General features: G+C 74.0%; 16 protein-coding genes. 7 read left to right on the top strand and 9 right to left on the bottom strand.

Annotated features, from left to right (window positions below):
- The first annotated feature begins 36 nt into the window (after positions 1-36).
- Positions 37-306 (top strand): hypothetical protein, encoded by a 270-nt coding sequence (locus tag D7318_RS07395; protein ID WP_120696044.1) that lies wholly within the window; start codon positions 37-39, stop codon positions 304-306.
- Between the two features lie 48 nt (positions 307-354).
- Positions 355-822: a pyridoxamine 5'-phosphate oxidase family protein gene (locus D7318_RS07400; RefSeq protein WP_120696045.1), complete on the top strand. Its 468-nt coding sequence runs from the start codon at positions 355-357 to the stop codon at positions 820-822.
- Between the two features lie 262 nt (positions 823-1,084).
- Here the strand turns inward: D7318_RS07400 and D7318_RS07405 are convergent, their stop codons facing one another.
- From D7318_RS07405 to D7318_RS07420, 4 genes are all read right to left on the bottom strand, one after another.
- Positions 1,085-2,371 (bottom strand): MFS transporter, encoded by a 1,287-nt coding sequence (locus D7318_RS07405; protein ID WP_120696046.1) that lies wholly within the window; start codon positions 2,369-2,371, stop codon positions 1,085-1,087.
- Positions 2,368-3,003: a helix-turn-helix domain-containing protein gene (locus D7318_RS07410; RefSeq protein ID WP_120696047.1), complete on the bottom strand. Its 636-nt coding sequence runs from the start codon at positions 3,001-3,003 to the stop codon at positions 2,368-2,370. Before D7318_RS07410 ends, D7318_RS07405 begins: the two co-directional genes overlap by 4 nt.
- A gap of 85 nt (positions 3,004-3,088) precedes the next feature.
- Positions 3,089-4,009, bottom strand: a complete 921-nt coding sequence (locus tag D7318_RS07415) for a zinc-binding dehydrogenase (RefSeq protein WP_120696114.1) — start codon at positions 4,007-4,009, stop codon at positions 3,089-3,091.
- A gap of 143 nt (positions 4,010-4,152) precedes the next feature.
- Positions 4,153-5,073, bottom strand: a complete 921-nt coding sequence (locus D7318_RS07420) for a LysR family transcriptional regulator (RefSeq protein ID WP_120696048.1) — start codon at positions 5,071-5,073, stop codon at positions 4,153-4,155.
- Positions 5,074-5,194: 121 nt separating this feature from the next.
- On the opposite strand from D7318_RS07420, the gene D7318_RS07425 reads away from it, so the two are divergent.
- The 5 genes from D7318_RS07425 (at position 5,195) to D7318_RS07445 (ending at position 11,035) form a co-directional block, all read left to right on the top strand.
- A complete protein-coding gene (locus D7318_RS07425) occupies positions 5,195-6,304 on the top strand; it encodes a PrpF domain-containing protein (RefSeq protein ID WP_120696049.1) in 1,110 nt (369 codons plus the stop codon).
- A 34-nt stretch (positions 6,305-6,338) separates the two neighbouring features.
- Positions 6,339-7,481: an ABC transporter ATP-binding protein gene (locus D7318_RS07430; protein WP_120696050.1), complete on the top strand. Its 1,143-nt coding sequence runs from the start codon at positions 6,339-6,341 to the stop codon at positions 7,479-7,481.
- Positions 7,478-9,187 (top strand): ABC transporter permease, encoded by a 1,710-nt coding sequence (locus D7318_RS07435; protein WP_120696051.1) that lies wholly within the window; start codon positions 7,478-7,480, stop codon positions 9,185-9,187. The genes D7318_RS07430 and D7318_RS07435 overlap by 4 nt, the downstream gene beginning before the upstream one ends.
- 47 nt (positions 9,188-9,234) lie before the next feature.
- Positions 9,235-10,332: an ABC transporter substrate-binding protein gene (locus D7318_RS07440; RefSeq protein ID WP_183091267.1), complete on the top strand. Its 1,098-nt coding sequence runs from the start codon at positions 9,235-9,237 to the stop codon at positions 10,330-10,332.
- Positions 10,333-10,441: 109 nt separating this feature from the next.
- Entirely contained in the window at positions 10,442-11,035 is a 594-nt protein-coding gene (locus D7318_RS07445) for a TetR/AcrR family transcriptional regulator (RefSeq protein ID WP_120696053.1), read from the top strand.
- A gap of 30 nt (positions 11,036-11,065) precedes the next feature.
- On the opposite strand, the gene D7318_RS07450 is transcribed toward D7318_RS07445, so the two are convergent.
- The 5 genes from D7318_RS07450 to leuS all read right to left on the bottom strand — a co-directional run bounded on the left by D7318_RS07450 (position 11,066) and on the right by leuS (position 19,055).
- Complete coding sequence (locus D7318_RS07450) at positions 11,066-13,579, bottom strand: ComEC/Rec2 family competence protein (protein WP_120696054.1); 2,514 nt, start codon at positions 13,577-13,579, stop codon at positions 11,066-11,068.
- A complete protein-coding gene (locus D7318_RS07455) occupies positions 13,566-14,552 on the bottom strand; it encodes a ComEA family DNA-binding protein (protein ID WP_230423476.1) in 987 nt (328 codons plus the stop codon). Before D7318_RS07455 ends, D7318_RS07450 begins: the two co-directional genes overlap by 14 nt.
- A gap of 120 nt (positions 14,553-14,672) precedes the next feature.
- Positions 14,673-15,524, bottom strand: a complete 852-nt coding sequence (locus tag D7318_RS07460; protein ID WP_120696055.1) for a DegV family protein — start codon at positions 15,522-15,524, stop codon at positions 14,673-14,675.
- A gap of 30 nt (positions 15,525-15,554) precedes the next feature.
- Positions 15,555-16,172 carry a hypothetical protein gene (locus D7318_RS07465; RefSeq protein ID WP_183091266.1) on the bottom strand — a complete coding sequence of 206 codons (618 nt, stop codon included), beginning with the start codon at positions 16,170-16,172 and terminating at the stop codon, positions 15,555-15,557.
- Between the two features lie 45 nt (positions 16,173-16,217).
- A complete protein-coding gene (gene leuS / locus D7318_RS07470) occupies positions 16,218-19,055 on the bottom strand; it encodes a leucine--tRNA ligase (RefSeq protein ID WP_120696056.1) in 2,838 nt (945 codons plus the stop codon).
- Between the last annotated feature and the right edge of the window lie 76 nt (positions 19,056-19,131).

Raw genomic sequence — 19,131 nt, forward strand, 5'->3', positions numbered from 1 at the left:
TGCCTGTGACAGTCGGCGGATCGGCAGAATGGCCGGGTGACCCCTGAGCGACACGTTCTGGTGCTGCCCGACCGCGACGCGGCCGATGAGGTGGCGGCCGAGCTGGCCGAGCGGCTCGGGCTGCCCGAGGAGCCGCGCCCGGTGCGGGAGGCCCTCGCGGGCGAGGACGACGCGGAGGACGCGCAGTGGCTCGTGGTGCTCGACGCCCCCGAGGGCGGAACGGACGAGGCGGCCTGGCGCCCCGAGTCCCTGGCGGCGCTCGCCGAGGCGTACGACGGGTGGCTCGAGCGCGAAGCGGGGCCCTGACCGGGCGGGTCGACCGGGGCTCCGACCGGACGGGTAGCGTGGCGGGTCATGGCGAGGGAGTTGCCGCCCGCGCGTGACGCGGCGCGGCGCAAGCGGGATGTGCTGGAGCGGCTGGCCGGGGACGAGGACGCGTGGGTCGCCACGGCGGACGCGGCGGGTGAGCCGTGCCTCGTGCCGCTGTCGTTCGTGTGGCACGGCGGGGCGCTGGTGATGACGACGCGGGCCGCCAATCCGACGGCGGTCAACGCCGCGGCCTCGGGCCGTGCCGTGGTCTCGCTCGGGCACACCCGCGACGTGGTGCTCATCGACGCGCGCGTCGAGGTCGTCGCCGACGGCGCGCTGGGCGAGGCGGAGGGCGAGGCGTTCGTCGCCAAGCTCGCCTGGGACACCAGGGGGCGCCCCGGCTGGGTGTTCCTCCGCTTCCACCCTCGGGCCATCCGGGCCTGGCGCGAGGTGAACGAGCTGCCAGGGCGGCAATTGATGGCGAACGGCGTCTGGCTGGTCCAGGGCGCCTGAGGCGTACGACGGGGCGCTCGAGCGCGAAGAGGGGCCCTGACCGGGCGGGTCGACCGGGGCTCCGACCGGGCGGGAGGCGCGCCCGGGGCCTTGGCGAGGGTGCTCTCGATCCGGCGGGCCGAACGACCCGAAGCGCCTCGCGTCGGTCCGCACCTCCCCTCCGCGGCACACCGTCACGCCGCGGCGGGCGGGTCCCCGCACCATGTGACGGCGCACGGCGGCGAGGCGGTCGACCATCCCCTGCCCGGGGCCGGGCAGGGTCTCAGGCCGCCCTGATGACGTCGTCGGGTTCGGGTTCCGGGGTCGGTTCGGGGGTGGGGAGGTCGCGCAGGCGTGGGATCGGGGAGGGGAGCAGCCACAGGACGCTGAGCACGGCGCCCGCGGTGCCGATCCACAGCCCGGCGTGCAGGCCGAGGGAGCTGCCGAGCGCGCCCCCGGCGAGGGCGCCGAGGGGGCGGAAGCCGTGGTTGAGCATGCGGTAGGCGCCGGTGACCCTGGCGCGCATGGCGGACGGGATGAGGGCGGCCTGGATCGAGCCGCCCGCGATGTCGACGAGCATGACGCCGACGCAGGAGACGAACTCCGCCAGACACAGCAACCCGACGACCAGCCATGTCGGCCCGGCGGCCAGCGGGATCAGCAGGAGCGGCACGGTGAACGCCACGAGGCCGACCACCACCGTTCTGCCGATCCCGATCCGGCGGACCACGCGGCCCGTGAGCGCGGCGCCGATCAGGCCGCCCAGGGCGCCGACGCCGAGGGCGAGCCCCAGCAGGCCGGGGGCCAGGCCCAACTCCTCGGTGGCGTAGAGGATGAAGAGGGTGTGAAAGATGAAGTTGAAGAACTGCACCGTCCCCGACGCCGCGAACATCGCCCGCATGTACGGGTTGCGCACCACCCAGCGCAGGCCCTCGGTGAAGTACCCCTCGGCGGGCGTGGCGGCGGAGGGCTCGACCGGGGAGACGCGGGCGAGGAAGCCCGCCGAGAGCAGATAGGTCAGGCCGGTGGCCACCAGGGCGAGCGGCGCGGTGAGCACCTGGACGAGGATGCCTCCGGCGCTGGGGCCGCCGACGAACGACATGGCGCGGCTGCCGTTGAGCAGCGACTGCCCCTGCACGAACTGCCCGGTGGGGACGAGCGACACGAACAGCGTCGCGTTGCACACGTCGAACAGCACCGTCAGCACGCCGATCGCGAACGCCACGCAGTAGAGCTGGGCGAGCGTCAGCAGGCCGAGCAGGTGGGCGGCGGGGATCGAGGCGATCAGCAGGGCGCGGCCGATGTCGGTGGCGATCATGACGTGGCGCCGCCTCGACCGCCGGTCGGCCCAGGCCCCGGCGGGGAGCGAGAGCAGCAGGGCGGGCAGCAGCTCCAGGGTCTTGAGCAGGCCCATCTGGGCGGCGTCGGCGTCGAGGACGAGAACGGCCGCGAGCGGGATCGCGATCAGCGATATCTGGTCGCCGACCAGGGAGATGGACTGGCCCGTCCAGTAACGCCGGAAGCCGCGCTCGGCCAGCAGCGCGGGAACGCGCGCGGCGACGCGGCTCATCCCGGGGCGCCAGGCGGCTCGTCGCGGTACTTGTAGGCGATCCTGAGGACCTGCACCAACTCGGCGCCCTCGGGCCGCAGTCGGGGGTCCTCCGCGCGCGGGGCGTACTCCTCGACCAGCTCCCTGAACCGGTCGCGCAGCTCGGTCAGCTCGGCCGGGGTGAGATGGATGACGGAGTCGCCGAACTCCTCGGCCTCCTGCCACTCCCGCGACAGCGCGTGCCGGGTCTCGATCGCGTGGGTGATCCGCTCGAACCAGTACTCCGCCACGGCCGTGCTCAGCGCCGCCGTCGCCTCGCCCACGGCCGGGTCGTCCGAGTGGTCGGGCCACGAGGTGTAACGGGCCGTGGCGCGCCAGGGCTTCTCCCGTCCTGTCCCGCCCTCGGCCTCCTCGACCAGCCCGTACTTGGCGAGCATCCGCAGGTGGTAGGAGCAGCTGGCGACCGACTGGCCCACGAGGTCGGCGGCCTGGGTGGCCGTCAGGGGGCCGCGCAGGCGGAGCAGGCCGACCAGCCGCATCCGGGTGGGGTGGGCGTAGGCCCGCAGCGCCTGCACATCGGACAGGTGGACCCGCGAGGGCCACGAGGGCCGCGAGGGCTCGGGCGGTGGGGAGGGTGGCGTGGCGTCGTCCATGATGTAAAGGTAGCTTTAGAAAGGAATCTTTAGCAAGCTTCCTTGAGAAGCTCCCCGATCGCCTCTTCCGATCGCCTCGCCCCCGTCAGGCCCCGGCCTCGGGCACCACGTCGAGGACCGCCTTCCCGGCGACCTTCCGCTCGACCAGGTCGCGGGCCGTCTCGGCGAACCGCTCCCAGGGAGCGCGCCGGTCGATCTCCGGCGAGAGGCGACCGTCCGCGACGAAGCCGAGCAGCGCCGCGAGATCGGGGCCCGGCTCGCGCATGTCGCCGAAGCTGCCGAGGGTCTTGGCGGCGCCCAGCGAGAACAGCGCGCCCGGCGGGAAGACCGCGGGCTCCATCGACGCGTAGCCGATGTGCCGCACCGCACCGCCCGGCGCCAACAGTGCCCAGGCGGCGACCAGTTGAGGGCCGCCCACCGTGTCGAGCACGAGATCCACCGGCCGGTCCACCCCGTCGAGGCCGACGACCACCGCGTCCGCGCCCAGCTCGCGCAGCCCGGCGGCGCGCGCGGCCGACCCCACGGAGGCCGTGACATGGGCGCCGCCGAGCGCCGCCAGCTGCACGGCGTAGCGGCCCACTCCCCCGGCCGCGCCGGTGATCAGCACCCGGCGGCCCAGGACGGAACGGGCGCGCAGGGTCCGCAGCGCGGTGACGCCCGCCATGGGCAGCGCGGCGGCCTCGGCCAGCCCCACGCCGTCCGGGACCTCGGCCACCGCGCCGGTGTCCACGGCCATGCGCTCGGCCCACGCCCCGGCGCCGAACGCCACCACCCTGGCGCCCACCGCCGGGCCGCTCCCGTCCGCCGCCGCGCGCGCCACGACCCCGGCCGCGTCGTATCCGTGCACGGTCCCTGGCGGGCGCAGCCCCGCGAACTCCACCTCGCCCCGGTTCAGCGAGAAGTGCCGGACGTCCAGGAGGAGTTGGCCGGGGCCTGGACCCGGCTCGGGGGCCCGCCCCAGGCGGAGGGCGCCGGGCGCCTCCGGGTCCACCACCAGCGCGCGCATGTCCATCGCGTCTCCCCTTTCGCTCATTCCTCGCCCATCGAGGACGGGACAAACGGACCACCGGTCCGCTTGACCGGTGGCCGTCACCCTATCCGGACCAACGGTCCGCATGCCAGTGAGGGCCTCCCGCCCCGGACGGCCCCTCAGCCAGGGGCCCGGCCCGCCAGCTGGGCCGACGCCGCCCTGAACAGGCCGTCGGCCGCCAACTCCGCCGGCGTGGGGCGCCGTTCCGTGAGCCGGGCCAGCAGGATGCGCCGCGTCGGCGCCTCGGGCTTGAGCGCGATGACCCTGATGCCGGAGCGCAGGTTCGTCAGCGCGAGCCGCGGCGCCAGCGCGATCCCGAGGCCGATGGAGACCATGGCCTGGGCCTCCTGGTAGTCATGGGCGTGGAACGCGATGGCCGGGCGGAATCCCGCCGCGTGGCACGAGCGGGCGAGGACGTCGGCGACGGGGTGGGCGTCCGCGCGCGTGATCCAGCTCTCGCCCGCCAGCTCGGCGATGTCCACCGACGCCCGGTCGGCCAGCGGGTGCTCCTCCGAGACGATCAGCGCGGTCGGGTCGTCCAGCAGGTGCGTCAGCGTGAGCGCCGGGTGGTCCACGCGCCGCCAGTCGTAGTCCCACAGCAGGGCCAGCTGCACCTCCCGGCTCTCCAGCATGGCGATCAGCCCGTCGAGCATCGCGCTGCGGACCGCGAGCCTGATGCCCGGGTGCGCCTGTCCGAAGCGGTGGACGACCAGCGGCAGCAACGACGAGCCGGCCGTGGGGAAGGACCCGATGCGAAGTTCGCCCGAGCGAAGCCCGGCGATCTCCTCCAGCTCGGCCCCGGCCGCGCCCAGCTGGCGCCCGATGTGCCGCGCATGCCGCACCAGGGCCTCTCCCGCCTGGGTCAACTGCACGCCCCTCGCATGCCGTTCCAGCAGCGGCTGACCGACCTCCGACTCCAGCTTCGCGATTTGCTGCGACACCGCGGAGGGCGTGAACGCGAGGGCCTGCGCGGCGGCCGTGAGCGAGCCGTGCCCCGCGACCTCGGCCAGCAGCAGCATGCGCCTGACATCGATCTGCATGAGCCGTTCCTCCCCTGAGAGTTAAGCGTTGCTAAAGGGCACCCCACATTTCCGTGATTGTACTGAACGCCCGCGGCGCGCATGCTCGTGTCGCTCACCCCAGGCAGCGGGAGGTTTCCAGGTGGTGCGATTGCCAGCGACGCTGATGCGTGGCGGTACCAGCAAGTGCTGGGTGTTCGACGCGGACGACCTGTCCATGGCCGACGACCGCCTCGACGAAGTCCTCGCCTCCGCGTTCGGCGCGGCCGATCCGCGCCAGATCGACGGGGTCGGCGGCGCCACATCCACCACGTCCAAGGCCGTGATCGTCGGTCCATCGCGGGAGCCGGGCACCGACGTGGACTACCTGTTCGCCCAGGTCGGCATCGGCACGTTCGGGGTGGAGTGGGGGAGCAACTGCGGCAACTGCGCCACGGCGGTCGGCCTCTACGCCCTCCAGACGGGCCTCGCCACCCCGGGGGACCCGGTCAGCACCGTCCGGCTGCGCAACCGGAACACCGGCGTCAGGCTCTCCGCCACCGTGCCCACACCCGGCGGCACGGTGCCCGAGCTGGGGAGCGCGACCGTGCCGGGGTCATCGGCCGAGGGCGTGCCCGTCGGCCTCGGGTTCGCCAGCCCCGGTGGGGCGAGCACGGGCGCGCTGCTGCCGACCGGCGACAGCGTCGAGCGCGTGGACGGCGCCCTCGCGACCCTGGTGGACGCGGGCGCCCCCGCGGCGCTCGCCGAGGCCGCGTCCGTGGGGGCGAGCGGTCTCGAGACGGTCGAGGAGTTCGCCGCCCTGGTGCCGAGGCTCGCCCTGCTGCGCCGGGCCGCCGCCCTGCGGATGGGCCTGGTCGGCCCCGACGACCCGGTCACCTTCGCGGTGCCCAAGGTCGGCGTCGTCGCCCCGGCGGGCGACTACGTCACCTCGCTCGGCGTCCCCGTCCGCGCGGACGCCTACGACCTGGCCGTTCGCATGGTGTCGATGCACGCCCCCCACCCGGTCATCGGCCTGACCTCGGCGGTCGCGGTCGCCGCCGCCGCCATGACGCCGGGTACTCTTCCGGCCAAGTTGGCCGAAAACCGGCCTCTGGCGTCCACGATCCGGCTGGGGACCCCAGCGGGGATCGTCGAGGCCGAAGTCACCACCGACCACGCCGGCGCGATCGACACGGTGACGCTCCACCGAGCCGCCCGGCGCCTGGCGACTGCCGAACTACTGGTCCCCGCCCTCCTCCGGGAAAGCGTGTGAGGCGCACACGCCTTCCGGCAGCAAAGGAGCTGTCATGAAAGTCCAACTGGAAAACATCACGCTCGCCTACGGCGACGCGGTCGCCATCAAGGACCTCAGCGTCGACATCGCGGACGGCGAGTCGCTCGTCCTGCTCGGGAAGTCCGGGTGCGGAAAGACCTCGACCATGCGCTGCGTCGCCGGGCTCGAAACGCCCCTGAGCGGGCGCATAACGATCGGCGACACCGTTGTCTTCGACAGCGAGAGGCGCGTCGACGTCCCGCCGAACAAGCGCAACGTCGGCATGGTCTTCCAGTCGTACGCCGTCTGGCCGCACCGCACCATCTTCCACAACGTGGCCTTCTCCCTGCGCCAGCAGAAGCTGCCCAAGGCCGAGATCCGCGAGCGCGTGAGGGACGTCCTCGACCTGGTCGGCCTCACCGAGTTCGCCGACCGCGGCGCCAGCCTGCTCTCCGGCGGCCAGATGCAGCGCGTCGCGCTGGCGCGCAGCCTGGTCATGCGGCCCAGCGTGCTGCTGCTCGACGAGCCCCTGTCCAACCTGGACGCCAGGCTCCGCGACCGGCTCCGCGTCGAGCTGCGCGAGATCCAGCAGCGGCTGAGCCTGACCTGTGTCTATGTCACCCACGACCAGTCCGAGGCCCTCGCGCTCGCCGACCGGATCGCGTTGATGCAGAACGGCAGGATCGTGCAGATCGACCGCCCGGAGAAGATCTACGACGCCCCGTTCTCCGCGTCCATCGCCGACTTCCTCGGCGTCTCCAACATCTTCCCCTGCACCCGGGTCGCCTCCCGCGAGAACCTCTCCGTGCTCGGGCTCACCGGCCATGACGTGGAGGTCCTGAGCCGATCGCTGCCCACGGGACCCGAAGGGGCCGCCGAGGGATCCGGCGCCGCCGACCCGGCCGACCCGGCGACGCCCCGCGTCTGCATCCGCCCCGAGGACATCCGCCTGCTGACCGAGCCCCTGCCCGAGGGCGGCAACAACTGGCTCGGCAAGGTCGAGGTCGTCAGCTTCCAGGGCTCCTACGTCCGCTACCGCGTCGGCCTCAAGGGCGGCCCCGAGCTCGACGCCCTCGTCCCGCGGCACGGCAGCGCGCTGCTGCCCGTCGGCACCCCCGTGTGGGCCACCGCCGAGCCCACCGCCGTCCAGGTGCTGCCCGCGGAGGTGCCCGCATGACCGCCGCGATCGCCAGGCTGCGCCGCGCCCTGCCCACCGGCGTCCTGCTGCTCGGCCTCGCCACGCTGGTCATCGTGCCGATGCTGTTCATCCTGCTGGCCGCGTTCAGCACCGAGGTCCCACGCCCCGGGTCGATCGGCCTGGACGCCCTGTCGCTGGAGAACTTCGAGGTCCTCTCCACCTCCCAGGCCATGGGGGCCCTCGGGAACTCGGTGTTCATCGCGGGCGCCGCCTCGCTCGTCGCCCTCGCCATCGGCTGCGGCCTCGCGTTCCTCGCGGCGCGGACCGACGCCCCCGCCAGACGGCTCCTCTACTTCACCGGCATCGCCCCGCTGTTCCTGCCGTCGCTGGTCGGCGCCCTGGCCTGGTCGCTGCTCGGCTCCCCGGCCACCGGCTTCCTCAACCTGCTCCTGCACGGCGTCGGGCTCGACATGACCCTCGACATCTACTCGCGGCCCGGGCTGATCATGATCCTGGCCCTCTACTACGCCCCCTACGCCTTCCTCCTCGTGCACAGCGCCCTGTCGCTGATGAACCCCGACCTGGAGGAGGCGGCGTTCGTCCACGGCGGCACCCGCCGCCACACGCTGCGCCGGATCACCTTCCCGCTGGCCATGCCCGCGATCCTGGGCTCGGGCATCCTGATCTTCGCCCTCACCATGGAGAACTTCCCGGTCGCCCAGGTCATCGGCAACCCGGGTCAGGTGGACACCCTGCCCAGCTTCATCTACCGCCTGATGAACGCCTCGCCCTCCCGCGGCAACGAGGCGGCCGCCGTCGCCGTCGTGCTGACCGCCGTCCTCCTCGTCGTCACCGCCATCCAGCAACGGGCCGTGCTGCGACGCAAGTTCACCACCGTCACCGGCAAGGGCGTCAAGGCGAAGCTGATCCCGCTCGGGCGCTGGCGCTGGCCCGCGTTCGCCGCCGCCATGGTCTACTTCGCCCTCGCGGTGGTGCTTCCCGTGACCGCCCTGCTGATCGCGGCCCTCCAGAACTCCCCCTACATCGCCAGCCTGGGGCAGCTCACCGACGCGGACGCCCTCTCGTTCTACAGCCTCGGCGAGATGCTGACCTCGGAGGACTTGCTCCAGGCCGCCCGCAACAGCGTCCTGACCGCCGTCCTCGCCGGCCTCATCGGCACGGCGATCAGCTTCGCCATCAGCTACACCGTGTACCGCACCAACGCGCCGGGCCGCCGGGTGCTGGAGTTCGTCGCGATGTCGCCGCTCGCCGTCCCCGCCATCGTGCTCGGCCTCGGCCTGCTGTGGACCTGGCTCGTGGCCCCCATCCCCGTCTACGGAACGATGGCGGTGCTGGTCGTCGCGTTCCTCGCGGTCTTCCTCCCACAGGGGTACCGCGGCGTCTCGGCCTCCATCCTCCAGGTGGACCGGGACCTGGAGGACAGCGCGGTGCTCCTCGGCTCGCCCCGCGCCAAGGCCGTGTCCTATGTGACGCTGCCGCTGATGCGCGTCGGCATGGTCTCCACCCTCCTGCTGCTCCTGATGCTCTGCATGCGGGAACTGTCCGCCGCGCTCTTCCTGTTCACCTCCGACACCCGGCTGCTCTCCATCCTCATCTTCGACAACTACGACAACGGCGCGATGCAGGGCGCCGCCTGCGTGAGCCTCCTCTACTGCGGCGTGATCCTCGTGATCGCGCTCCTCGCCAAGTCCCTGGGGGCCAAGACCGTGGAGGGATCACGATGACGCGCGTGACACGGACGGGAGAGGCGGGACGGACGAGAAGGGGACGGGTGACGGCGGCGGCGCTCGCCGCCGCGGCCCTCGGGCTCGCCGCGGCCTGCGCGCCCCCGCCCTCGGTCGATGTGGTGGACGCGGAACAGGCGAGCGTCGACACGAGCGACGGGCTCGTGGTGGACGGCGAGCGCATCGCCGACGCCGAGCTGTTCGCCGCCGCCACCGATGAGGGCTCGCTGTCGCTGTACAGCGGCTACGTCGAGAACTCGGAGAAGGAGGTCATCAAGGCGTTCGAGCACGACACCGGCATCGACGTGGAGCTGGTCCGCCTGGTGCCCAACCGGCTCGCCGAACGCGTCCTCAGCGAGCAGGGCGCGGGACGGCTCGGCGCCGACGTGGTGCGCACCTCCGACTACGACATCGCGTCCCGCATGCGGGACGCCGGGGTCTTCGAGGCCCACGAGGTCCCCGACTACGACCAGCTGGACGACACCGTCCGCTACCACGGCGGCGAGTTCTACCGCGTGTTCAACCCCCTGTACACCTTCGCCTACAACACCGTGCTGGTCGACGAGGAGGACGCCCCGACGTCCTGGTGGGACCTGACGGAGGCCGAGTGGCGGGGCGAGCTCGGCATCACCCAGATCGGCGCGGGCGGCAGCTCCCTCACCCTCAACCGCTTCCAGGAGGAGACCCTCGGCGAGGACTTCCTGCCCGCCCTCGCCGACCAGGAGCCGCGCATCTTCGACTCATCGTCCGCCGCCCTCGAGTCCCTGGCCAGGGGCGAGGTCGCCGTCGCGACCGGCGTCGTCAGCAGCGTCAACATCGCCGCGAGCAAGAACGCGCCGGTGAACTTCGTGATCCCCGACGAGGGCATGGCGGCCTACGACTACTTCGTCGGCAAGACGTCGTCGGCGCGCCATGAGGCCGCCGCCGAGCTGTTCGTCGACTGGAACCTGTCCAGGCGCGGCGGCGACGTCTTCCGCCAGATCGGAGAGTTCCCGGCCCGGGACGACCTCACCCCGCCCGAGGTCCTCGGCCAGACGCTTCCGACCCTCGCCAGCGGCGGCGTCGTGCGGATCGACCCCCGGGTCCTCCTGGACCACGCGGCGACCGACCAGCGCCGCTGGCTCGGGCTCTTCGGCTACCTCTGACGGCTGCCCTCGCGGCTCCCCTTGACGAGCCGAACGCCACGCGCGCCACGCTCCGGGGCGGCGCTACCCTGTTCGGACCAGCAGTCCGGATGCAGGGAGGCCGCCCCGCATGACCACATCGCGGACCGAGCGCACCGAGCGGGCCGACGCCCTCCGCAACCGCGAGGCGGTCCTGCGCGCGACCGAGCGGCTCCTCGCGGAGGGCGGGGGCGCGCCGGTCTCCCTCGACCGGGTGGCCGCCCTGGCCGGGGTGGGCAAGGGCACGGTCTTCCGTCGGTTCGGCAGCAGGGCCGGGCTGCTCCAGGCGCTGCTCGAGGAGCGCTCCGCCTCGCTGCGCCTGGCGGTGACGGAGGGTCCTCCCCCGCTGGGTCCTGGCGCGCCGGTGCGGGAGCGGCTGCTCGCCTTCCTGGACGGCCTCGGCGCCGTCGCCGAGGGCAACGCGATCCTGCTCGCCGCCCATGAGCAGGCCTGCGCGGCCGACAAGTACCGCGACCCCAGCTATCTGTTCTGGCACCGCCACCTCAGCGGCCTCTTCGCCGCCCACCACCCCGCCACCGAGGCCGACTTCCTGGCGCACGCCGTGCTCGCGGCGTTCGACGGCGACCTGGTCAGGGAGCTGACGCCCCCCGACGACCCCCGCAGGTTCACCCGCTCCGTCCAGCGGATGGCCGTGGCCCTGCTCGGCGGCGACACGGCGCCCTGACCCCGCGCCCGCGCCGGGAGCGGTCAGCGGTCAGCGGTCCATGCTCCTCACCCCCCGGAAGATCCCGCGCGGCCCGTCCCGCTCAGCGGTCACGGCAAGGGCCCCCTGGGTGTCGGTCCGCAGCACCGTCGCCCCTGCCGACTCCAGGGCGGCGACCGTGCGGGGCGCCGGGTGGCCGTAGCGGTTCTCCGGGCCGCAGGAGATCAGCGCCAGCTCGGGGCTGAGCCGCTCGATGAGCGGCGGGTGCTGACCGGCCGAGCCATGGTGGGCGACCTTCACCACGTCCACCTCGCCGAGGTCCTGGCTCTCCGCCAGCAGCCGCTCCTGGGCGGCCGGCTCGAGGTCCCCTGGCAGCAGCACGGTCAGCGGCCCGGCGCGCACCAGCAGGGTGACGCTCCCGTCGTTGGCCCCGAGGCCCGCGCTCGCCGCGTCGGCGGGCGGCCACAGCACCCGCCAGCTCAGCGCCTCCCCGACCCGGCCCCGCTCGCCCGGCGCCGCAGGCACCACCGGGACCCCCGCCTCCCGCGCCACCCGGTCGACCAGCGCCGCGCCCTCCGGGGGATCGCGCACCGGGGAGGTCTGGACGGCCCCCACCGTGCGGCCCCTCAACACCCCGGCGAGACCGCCGACATGGTCGGCGTGGAAGTGGCTCAGCACCACGAGCGGCACATGGCGCACGCCAAGCTCCCGCAGGCACCGGTCCACGGCCGCGGGCTCGGGCCCCGCGTCCACCACCAGGGCCGAGCCCCCTCCCGCCGCCAGCACCAGGGCGTCGCCCTGCCCGACCTCGCACGCCACCAGCCGCCACCCCGGCGGTGGCCAGCCCGTCAGCAGCCGGGTCAACGGGGGCGGGCGCAGCAGCGCGAGCAGCACGAGCAGCGCGCAGACCGCGGCGAGCCAGGGGCGGCGGGGCACGCGCCGCGCGAGCACGAGCACCCCCGGGGTCACCCCGGCCAGCAGCGCCGCGCCCGACCAGCCGCCGGGCCAGGCGAGCTCGGCGCCCGGCAGCCCGGCGCCGGTCCTGGCCACGGCCGCGATCCACCGGGCGGGCCACCCCGCGCACCAGGCGAACGCCTCCGCCACCGGCATCGCCACCGGGGCGGTCGCCAGGGCGAGCCATCCCAGCACCACGGCGGGCGCGACGGCCGGAGCCGCCAGGAGGTTGCACGGGATGGCCACCAGGCTGGTGCCCTCGGCGAACACCGTGATCACCGGCGCGCACACCATGTGCGCCGCGGCCGCGGCGGCCAGCGCCTCGCTCACCCGGCCCGGCATCCCGCGCGCCCGCAGCGCCTCGCTCCACCGCGGCGCCACGGTCAGTAGCGCGCCGGTGGCGAGCACCGAGAGCAGGAAGCCGAACGAGCGGGCCAGCCCCGGGTCGAACAGGATCAGCAGCAGCACCGCCCCGGCCAGCGTCGACAGCAGCGCGCGGCGCCGCCCGGTGGCCAGGGCCAGCAGCGCGATCCCGCCGCACACCGCCGCGCGCAGCACGCTGGGCTCGGGGCGGCACACCAGCACGAAGGCGAGCAGCAGCCCACCGCCGACCACGGCGGTGACGCGCAGCGGTATGCCGAGGCGCGCGGCCAGCCCGCCGCGCTCGGCGCGCGCCGCGGTGCCAGGGCTGCCGATCAACAGCGCCAGCACGATGGCCACCTGGCTCCCGCTGACCACCACGAGATGGGTGAGCCCGGTGGCCTCGACGGCCGCGTCGAGATCGGGGGTGATGCCCGAGTCGTCGCCGATGACCAGCGCGGGGAGCAGCGCGCCCGCGTCGCCCGGCACGCCATCGGCGGCCTCCCGCAGCCCGGCCCTCAGCCGCCCCGCGAACCGCTGGTGCGCCCCCGGCCCGCCCGTCACCTCCGGCGACCCGGCGTCAGGGACGACGAGCACCGCCGTCAGCTCCCATGCCCGCCCCGGCATCGGCCGCTCGGCGCGGGCCGCCACCCTCAGCCGGGTCGAGGGCAGCAACCGCAGCCACTCGTCGGTCCTTTCGGTCCGGGTGACCAGCAGGACCGGCGACTCCACCCGCCGCGCGCCGCCGCCCGGGGTCAGGACGCGGGTCGCCTCGGCCGCCACGAGCACCGGCCTGGGCGCGCCCGCGGGGGCGCCCGGCCGCTCCCGCGCCTGCCGGGGATCGCCGGTCAGCGTCACCTCGACGGTGACCCGCCGCCCCGCCAGCTCGTCGAGCGGCCCCGCGGAGACCGCGGCCCGATGCAGCCCCGCCACCGCCGAGCCGGCGGCCGCGGACAGCAGCGCGAGCGCCACGGCCACGAGCAGCGGCCCGGCGCCGCGCCGGGCGGCGGGCAGGGCCGCCCCGCAGAGCAGCGCGCCCGCCGCGGCGCAGCAGCCGAAGGAGCCGAGCGCGGCGACCCTCGGGGGCGCGCCGAGGGCCAGGGCCGCCGCCGCCCATGCGGCCCCCGCCGGGGCAAGCAGCCGCAGGTCGACCGGCCCGTCCTGGCGGGGCGCCGGATCGCCGAGCCGGTGCCCTGAGGCGACGTGGACGGGATGGCGTGAGCCGCCGCCCGGCGGCTCAGAGGGTGACACGGTCCCTCAGATCCGCCAGCCGCCGCTCGCCGATGCCGGTGACGTCGCCCAACTCTTCGACGGCGGTGAACGGGCCGTGCGTCTCCCGGTGGGTGACAATGCGCCCGGCCAGCACGGGCCCGATGCCGGGAAGGGTCTCGAACTGCTCGGCCGTCGCGGAGTTCAGGCTGATCGGGCCGCCCTCGGCCCCCGGCGGGCCCGCCGCGGCACCGGGCGCCGTCGGCTCCCCGCCGACCACGATCTGCTCGCCGTCCACCAGGGGCCTGGCACGGTTCAGTCCCTCGGTCGGGGCGCCCGGCTCGCTGCCGCCCGCCGCCTCGATGGCGTCGGCCACGCGCGACCCGGCGGGCAGCGTGTACAGCCCGGGCTCGACGACATCGCCCGCCACGTCGATCACCACCTCGCCCCCCGAGCCAGCCGAACCGGCCGAGTCTTCCGCGTCCTCGGGCGCCGCCGAAGGGCCGCCCTCCTCGGTCGACCGGTCCGACTCGGCTGCCGGGACGCGCTCGGCGACGGCCGCCGCGCGGGGCCGCCCGGTCCAGACGTGGTGCGCGGCGAAGCCCAACGCCACGACCAGCACCACCGCGAGGGCCACCAGCGCCCTGGGCTCGATCCCGCAGCGCTCGCCCACCGCGAGCCGTGCCCGCGCCCACCACGGGAGCCGCGGCGCCTCCTCAGCGGCCGCAGCCTCGGCCGCCGTCTCGGGTGGTGACTCGGTCGGCGGCACGGGAGGCGGCGCCTCGGGCGGCGGGGTCATGGGACGCGCCCTCGTCCCCGCCACGACCGTCAACTCCCCTTGCGCACCCGACCGTTCGCCGGTGAACAGCGCGGCGGCCCGCCCCCGCGCCACGGCCTCGCGCACCGGCCGCCGCCCCGCCGCGCGATGCCGCCCTGGGCCGCCGTCCCTCCGCCCCGCCGGTCCACGCCCCGGCCCGGCACCGATCCCACGCTCACGTCCTCGGATGATCTCCATGACCCCGAAGGTAGGCGCACGAACACCCCCCGAACGGCCCCCGCCGAGATCTGTGGACAACCACCGCCCTGTGGAAAACCCCGTCCCCCACACGAGCGACCCCCACGCCGCCCGCCCTCCTCAGCGCGGCGCCACCACCGCGCCGAGCAGCCCTGGCCCCGTGTGCGCGCCGATCACCGCGCCCACCTCGCTCACATGCAGGTTCACCAGCCCGGGCAGGCGCCCCCGCAGCCGCTCCCCGAGCTGTGTGGCGCGTTCCTCCGAGGCCAGATGGTGCACCGCCACATCGACGGGGCCAGCGCCCGCGTGCTCCACCGCGAGCGCCTCGAGGCGGGCGATCGCCCGCGACGCGGTGCGCACCCGCTCCAGCGGCTCGATCCGCCCCTCGCGCAGCTCGAGCAGCGGCTTGACGGCGAGCGCCGAGCCGAGCAGCGCCTGGGCGGGGCCGATCCGGCCGCCGCGCCGCAGGTGTTCCAGGGTGTCGACATAGAAATACGCGCGCGTTGACCCGGCCCGTTTCACCGCAGCGGCCACCGCGTCATCGGGGGTGCCGCCCGCCGCGACCGCCTCGGCGGCGGCCACCACGCTGAAGCCGAGCGCCATCGCGATCATCGCGCTGTCCACCACGCGCACGGGCACGGGCGCCTCGCGCGCCGCCACGACGGCCGCGTCGTACGTTCCCGAGATCTCGGACGACAGGTGGAGCGACACGATGCCGTCGGCGCCCGCCTCGGCCGCCGCCAGGTAGGCCGCCGCGAACGTCGCGGGCCCAGGGCGTGACGTCGTCACGGGCCGCCGCTGCTGGAGCGCGGTCGTCAACTCCCGCGCCGCCTCGTCCGTGCCGTCCTCGAACGCCGTCCCGCCGAGCACCACCGTCAGCGGAACGACGATGATCCGATGCCGTTCAACCGCCTCCCCCGGCAGATAGGCCGTGGAGTCGGTGACGATGGCGACGGAGCGGGACCGGGGCATGGGACGGAGACTACTTGAGCCCCGCACCGATCAGTCCGCGTCCTCCACGGCCTTCCTCGGCCGCTCCCGAGGAGGCAGGGAGTGGCCCCCGCGGGGCGGCGGCTCGGACGGCGACCAGTGCCGCAGGGCCTTGGCCTCGATGGCGATCTGGTCCTGGAGCGCGTCGAGCCCTTCGACGTTGTCGTGCCGGGCGCGATCCTGGGCCGCCATGCGCAGCGAGTCCGCCGACGCCTTGATCCGGTCGGCGCGCACCCGCAGGTCGGGCAGCCGACCCGCGATCCTGGCCCGGTCGGGCTCGCCGGTCATCAGCGACGCGAGCTCGCCGTCGAGGCGATCGGCGTGGCCCGCCAGCTGGTCGAGGAGGGCGAGCGCCTCGCCGAGCGCGGGGTCACGTTCGGCGCCCGACGCGAGCGTGCCGCGCGTGCTGTCGAGGCTGGCGCGCAACTCCCTGCGCGTGCGCGCCACATCGCCGATCAGGCCCGGCTGGGCCGAGCGCGCGGTGAGACTCGCGTCGGTCACCGCGCGGCGCACCTCCCGCTTGGCGCGGTCGATCCCGCGCCGGGTGGCGCGCACGCCGCGGGCGACCGCGAGCACGAACACCGTGAAGAACAGCAGGGACAGCACGGCGAGCGCGATAGCTATCTCCATAAATCTCCAGAGTAGAGCCATCCGGGCCCGAGTCGGGCCCGGATGTCAGCCAGGAACGACGTTCACCAGCTTCGGCGCCCGCACGATCACCTTCCTGATCGCGGCACCGCCCAGCGCCTCGACGACCCCGGGGGCGGCAAGCGCCAGCTCCTCCAACTCCGTGTCGGAGATGTCGGGTGCCACGTCGAGACGGGCCCTGACCTTGCCCTTGACCTGCACCACACAGGTCACCGTCTCGTCCGTGACATACGCCGGGTCGGCGACGGGGAAGGAGGTGTGCACCACGCTCCCCTCGTGGCCCAGCCTGCTCCACAGCTCCTCGGCGATGTGCGGCGCCAGCGGGGCGATCAGCCGCACCAGCGTCTCAGCGGCCGCCCTGGGCACCCGGTCGATCTTGGTGACGTGGTTGTTCAGCTCGGTGATCTTGGCGATCGCCGTGTTGAACCGCAGCTGTTCCAGGTCTTGGGCCACGCCGTGGATCGCCTTGTGCATCGCGCGCAGCGTCGCGTCGTCAGGGGCGTCGTCGACGACCGAGACCTCGCCGGTCGTCTCGTCCAGGACGTTGCGCCACAGCCGTTGCAGCAGCCGGAACTGGCCGACGACCGCGCGGGTCTCCCACGGCCTCGAGACGTCAAGCGGGCCCATCGCCATCTCGTAGAGCCGCAGGGTGTCCGCGCCGTAGGAGGCGAACACCTCGTCGGGTGAGACGACATTCTTCAACGACTTGCCGATCTTGCCCAGCTCGCGCCGCACCGGCTCGCCCCGGTGGACCCAGCCGTCGCCGACCTCCTCGACCTCGGCGGCGGGCACGGGGAAGCCGCGGCTGTCGCGGTAGACATACGCCTGGATCATGCCCTGGTTGAACAGCTTGTGGTACGGCTCGGCCGAGGAGACATGCCCCAGGTCGAACAGCACCTTCTGCCAGAAGCGGGCGTACAGCAGGTGCAGCACGGCGTGCTCGGCGCCGCCGACGTACAGGTCGACGCCGCCGGTGCTCATGCCCTCGCGGGGGCCCATCCAGTACCGCTCGATCTCGGGGTCGACCAGCGCGCGGTCGTTGAACGGGTCCAGGTAGCGCAGCTGGTACCAGCACGAACCCGCCCAGTTGGGCATGGTGTTGGTCTCGCGGCGGTACTTCCGCGGCCCGTCGCCCAGGTCGAGCTCGACATGGACCCAGTCGTGGTTGCGCGACAGGGGTGTCTCGGGCTGGGTGTCCGCGTCCTCGGGGTCGAACGTCCGCGGGGAGTAGTCGTCGACCTCGGGCAGCTCGAGCGGCAGCATCGTGTCGGGCAGCGCGTGCGCCACGCCGTCCTCGTCGTAGACGATGGGGAACGGCTCGCCCCAGTACCGCTGGCGGCTGAACAGCCAGTCCCGCAGCCGGTAGGTGACCGTGCCCTCGCCCGCGCCGCGCTCGCCCAGCCAGGCGTTGATCCGCTCCTTGGCCTCGGCCACGCCGAGCCCGTCCAACGAGACGCCGGGGGCCGAGGAGTTGATCAGGTGTGCTTCACCCGAGGTGAACGACCCGTCCCAGGTGGCCGGGTCGGTGCCGCGCCCGTCGGTGGGCTCGACCACGCAGCGCATGGGCAGCCCGAAGGCGCGGGCGAACGCGAAGTCGCGGCTGTCGTGCGCGGGGACGGCCATGATCGCGCCGGTGCCGTACCCGAGCAGGACGTAGTCGGCGATGAAGACGGGGATCCGCTCGCCGTTGACGGGGTTGGTCGCGTGGACGCCGGTGAAGACGCCGGTCTTCTCCTTGGCCTCGGCCTGGCGCTCGACGTCCGACTTGGCGGCGGCCTGCTTGCGGTAGGCCGCGACCGCCTCGGCGGGCGTGGCGTGCCCGCCGGTCCACTCCCCCGGCGTGCCCTCGGGCCAGGCGGCGGGGACGACCTCCTCGACCAGCGGGTGCTCGGGCGCCAGCACCAGATAGGTGGCGCCGAACAGCGTGTCCTGCCTCGTGGTGAAGACGGTCACCGAGGCGTCGTCGGCGACGGGGAAGTCGACCCTGGCACCATGGGAGCGACCGATCCAGTTCCGCTGCTGGATCTTGATGGCCTCGGGCCAGTCGACGGTGTCCAGGTCGTCGATCAGGCGGTCGGCGTAGGCGGTGATCCGCATGTTCCACTGGCGCAGGCGGGCCTTGAACACCGGAAAGTTCCCGCGCTCGGAGCGGCCTTCCGCGGTCACCTCCTCGTTCGCCAGGACGGTGCCGAGGCCCGGGCACCAGTTGACCGGGGCGTCGGCGGCGTACGCCAGGCGGTGGGCGCTCAGCACGTCGGCGCGCTCGGCGGGCGACAGCTCGGCCCACGCGCGCCCGTCGGGGGTGGGCCGCTCGCCCGACGCGAACAGCTCGACCAGCTCGTCGATCGGCCGGGCCAGGCCCGCCTCCTCGTCGTACCACGCGTTGAAGACGCGCAGGAAGATCCACTGCGTCCAGCGGTAGTAGTCGGGGTCGATGGTGGCGAACGAGCGCCGCGTGTCGTATCCCAGGCCCAGGCGCCGCAGCTGGGTGCGGTAGGTCCTGATGTTCGCCTCGGTGGAGACGCGGGGGTGGGTGCCGGTCTGCACGGCGTACTGCTCGGCGGGCAGGCCGAACGCGTCGAAGCCCAGGGTGTGCAGGACGTTGTGCCCGCTCATGCGCTGGAAGCGGGCGTAGACGTCGGTGGCGATGTAGCCGAGCGGGTGGCCCACGTGCAGCCCCGCCCCCGAGGGGTAGGGGAACATGTCCATGATGAACTTCTTGGGCCTGGCCGCCCGCCCGCTGTCGTCCGCCAGGTCCCCGGTGGGGTTGGGCGTCTCGTACGTGCCGTGCCGCTCCCAGTAGTCCTGCCAGCGCGCCTCGATGTCCGCTGCCAGGGCGGCGTCGTACCTGTGTGTCTCGCTCATCGTCTTCGAAGCTCCATCGGTCGTCATCCGCCACGCCATGAAAAAACCCCTCGCACAAGGAGGGGTAGCCACGCTG

This window comes from Streptomyces radicis (assembly GCF_003626575.1).
Lineage (GTDB): Bacteria > Actinomycetota > Actinomycetes > Streptomycetales > Streptomycetaceae > Streptomyces > Streptomyces radicis.

Excerpts from the sequence above, each read along its gene's own strand:
- D7318_RS07415 (WP_120696114.1), bottom strand. The coding sequence starts at position 4,009 with ATGCGCGCGCTGGTGGTGGACCCGGAGGCGCCCGGCGCCCTCCGCCTG.
- D7318_RS07405 (WP_120696046.1), bottom strand. The coding sequence starts at position 2,371 with ATGAGCCGCGTCGCCGCGCGCGTTCCCGCGCTGCTGGCCGAGCGCGGC.
- D7318_RS07420 (WP_120696048.1), bottom strand. The coding sequence starts at position 5,073 with ATGCAGATCGATGTCAGGCGCATGCTGCTGCTGGCCGAGGTCGCGGGG.
- D7318_RS07455 (WP_230423476.1), bottom strand. The coding sequence starts at position 14,552 with ATGGAGATCATCCGAGGACGTGAGCGTGGGATCGGTGCCGGGCCGGGG.
- leuS (WP_120696056.1), bottom strand. The coding sequence starts at position 19,055 with ATGAGCGAGACACACAGGTACGACGCCGCCCTGGCAGCGGACATCGAG.
- D7318_RS07435 (WP_120696051.1), top strand. The coding sequence starts at position 7,478 with ATGACCGCCGCGATCGCCAGGCTGCGCCGCGCCCTGCCCACCGGCGTC.
- D7318_RS07465 (WP_183091266.1), bottom strand. The coding sequence starts at position 16,172 with ATGGAGATAGCTATCGCGCTCGCCGTGCTGTCCCTGCTGTTCTTCACG.
- D7318_RS07400 (WP_120696045.1), top strand. The coding sequence starts at position 355 with ATGGCGAGGGAGTTGCCGCCCGCGCGTGACGCGGCGCGGCGCAAGCGG.
- D7318_RS07445 (WP_120696053.1), top strand. The coding sequence starts at position 10,442 with ATGACCACATCGCGGACCGAGCGCACCGAGCGGGCCGACGCCCTCCGC.
- D7318_RS07460 (WP_120696055.1), bottom strand. The coding sequence starts at position 15,524 with ATGCCCCGGTCCCGCTCCGTCGCCATCGTCACCGACTCCACGGCCTAT.
- D7318_RS07410 (WP_120696047.1), bottom strand. The coding sequence starts at position 3,003 with ATGGACGACGCCACGCCACCCTCCCCACCGCCCGAGCCCTCGCGGCCC.
- D7318_RS07430 (WP_120696050.1), top strand. The coding sequence starts at position 6,339 with ATGAAAGTCCAACTGGAAAACATCACGCTCGCCTACGGCGACGCGGTC.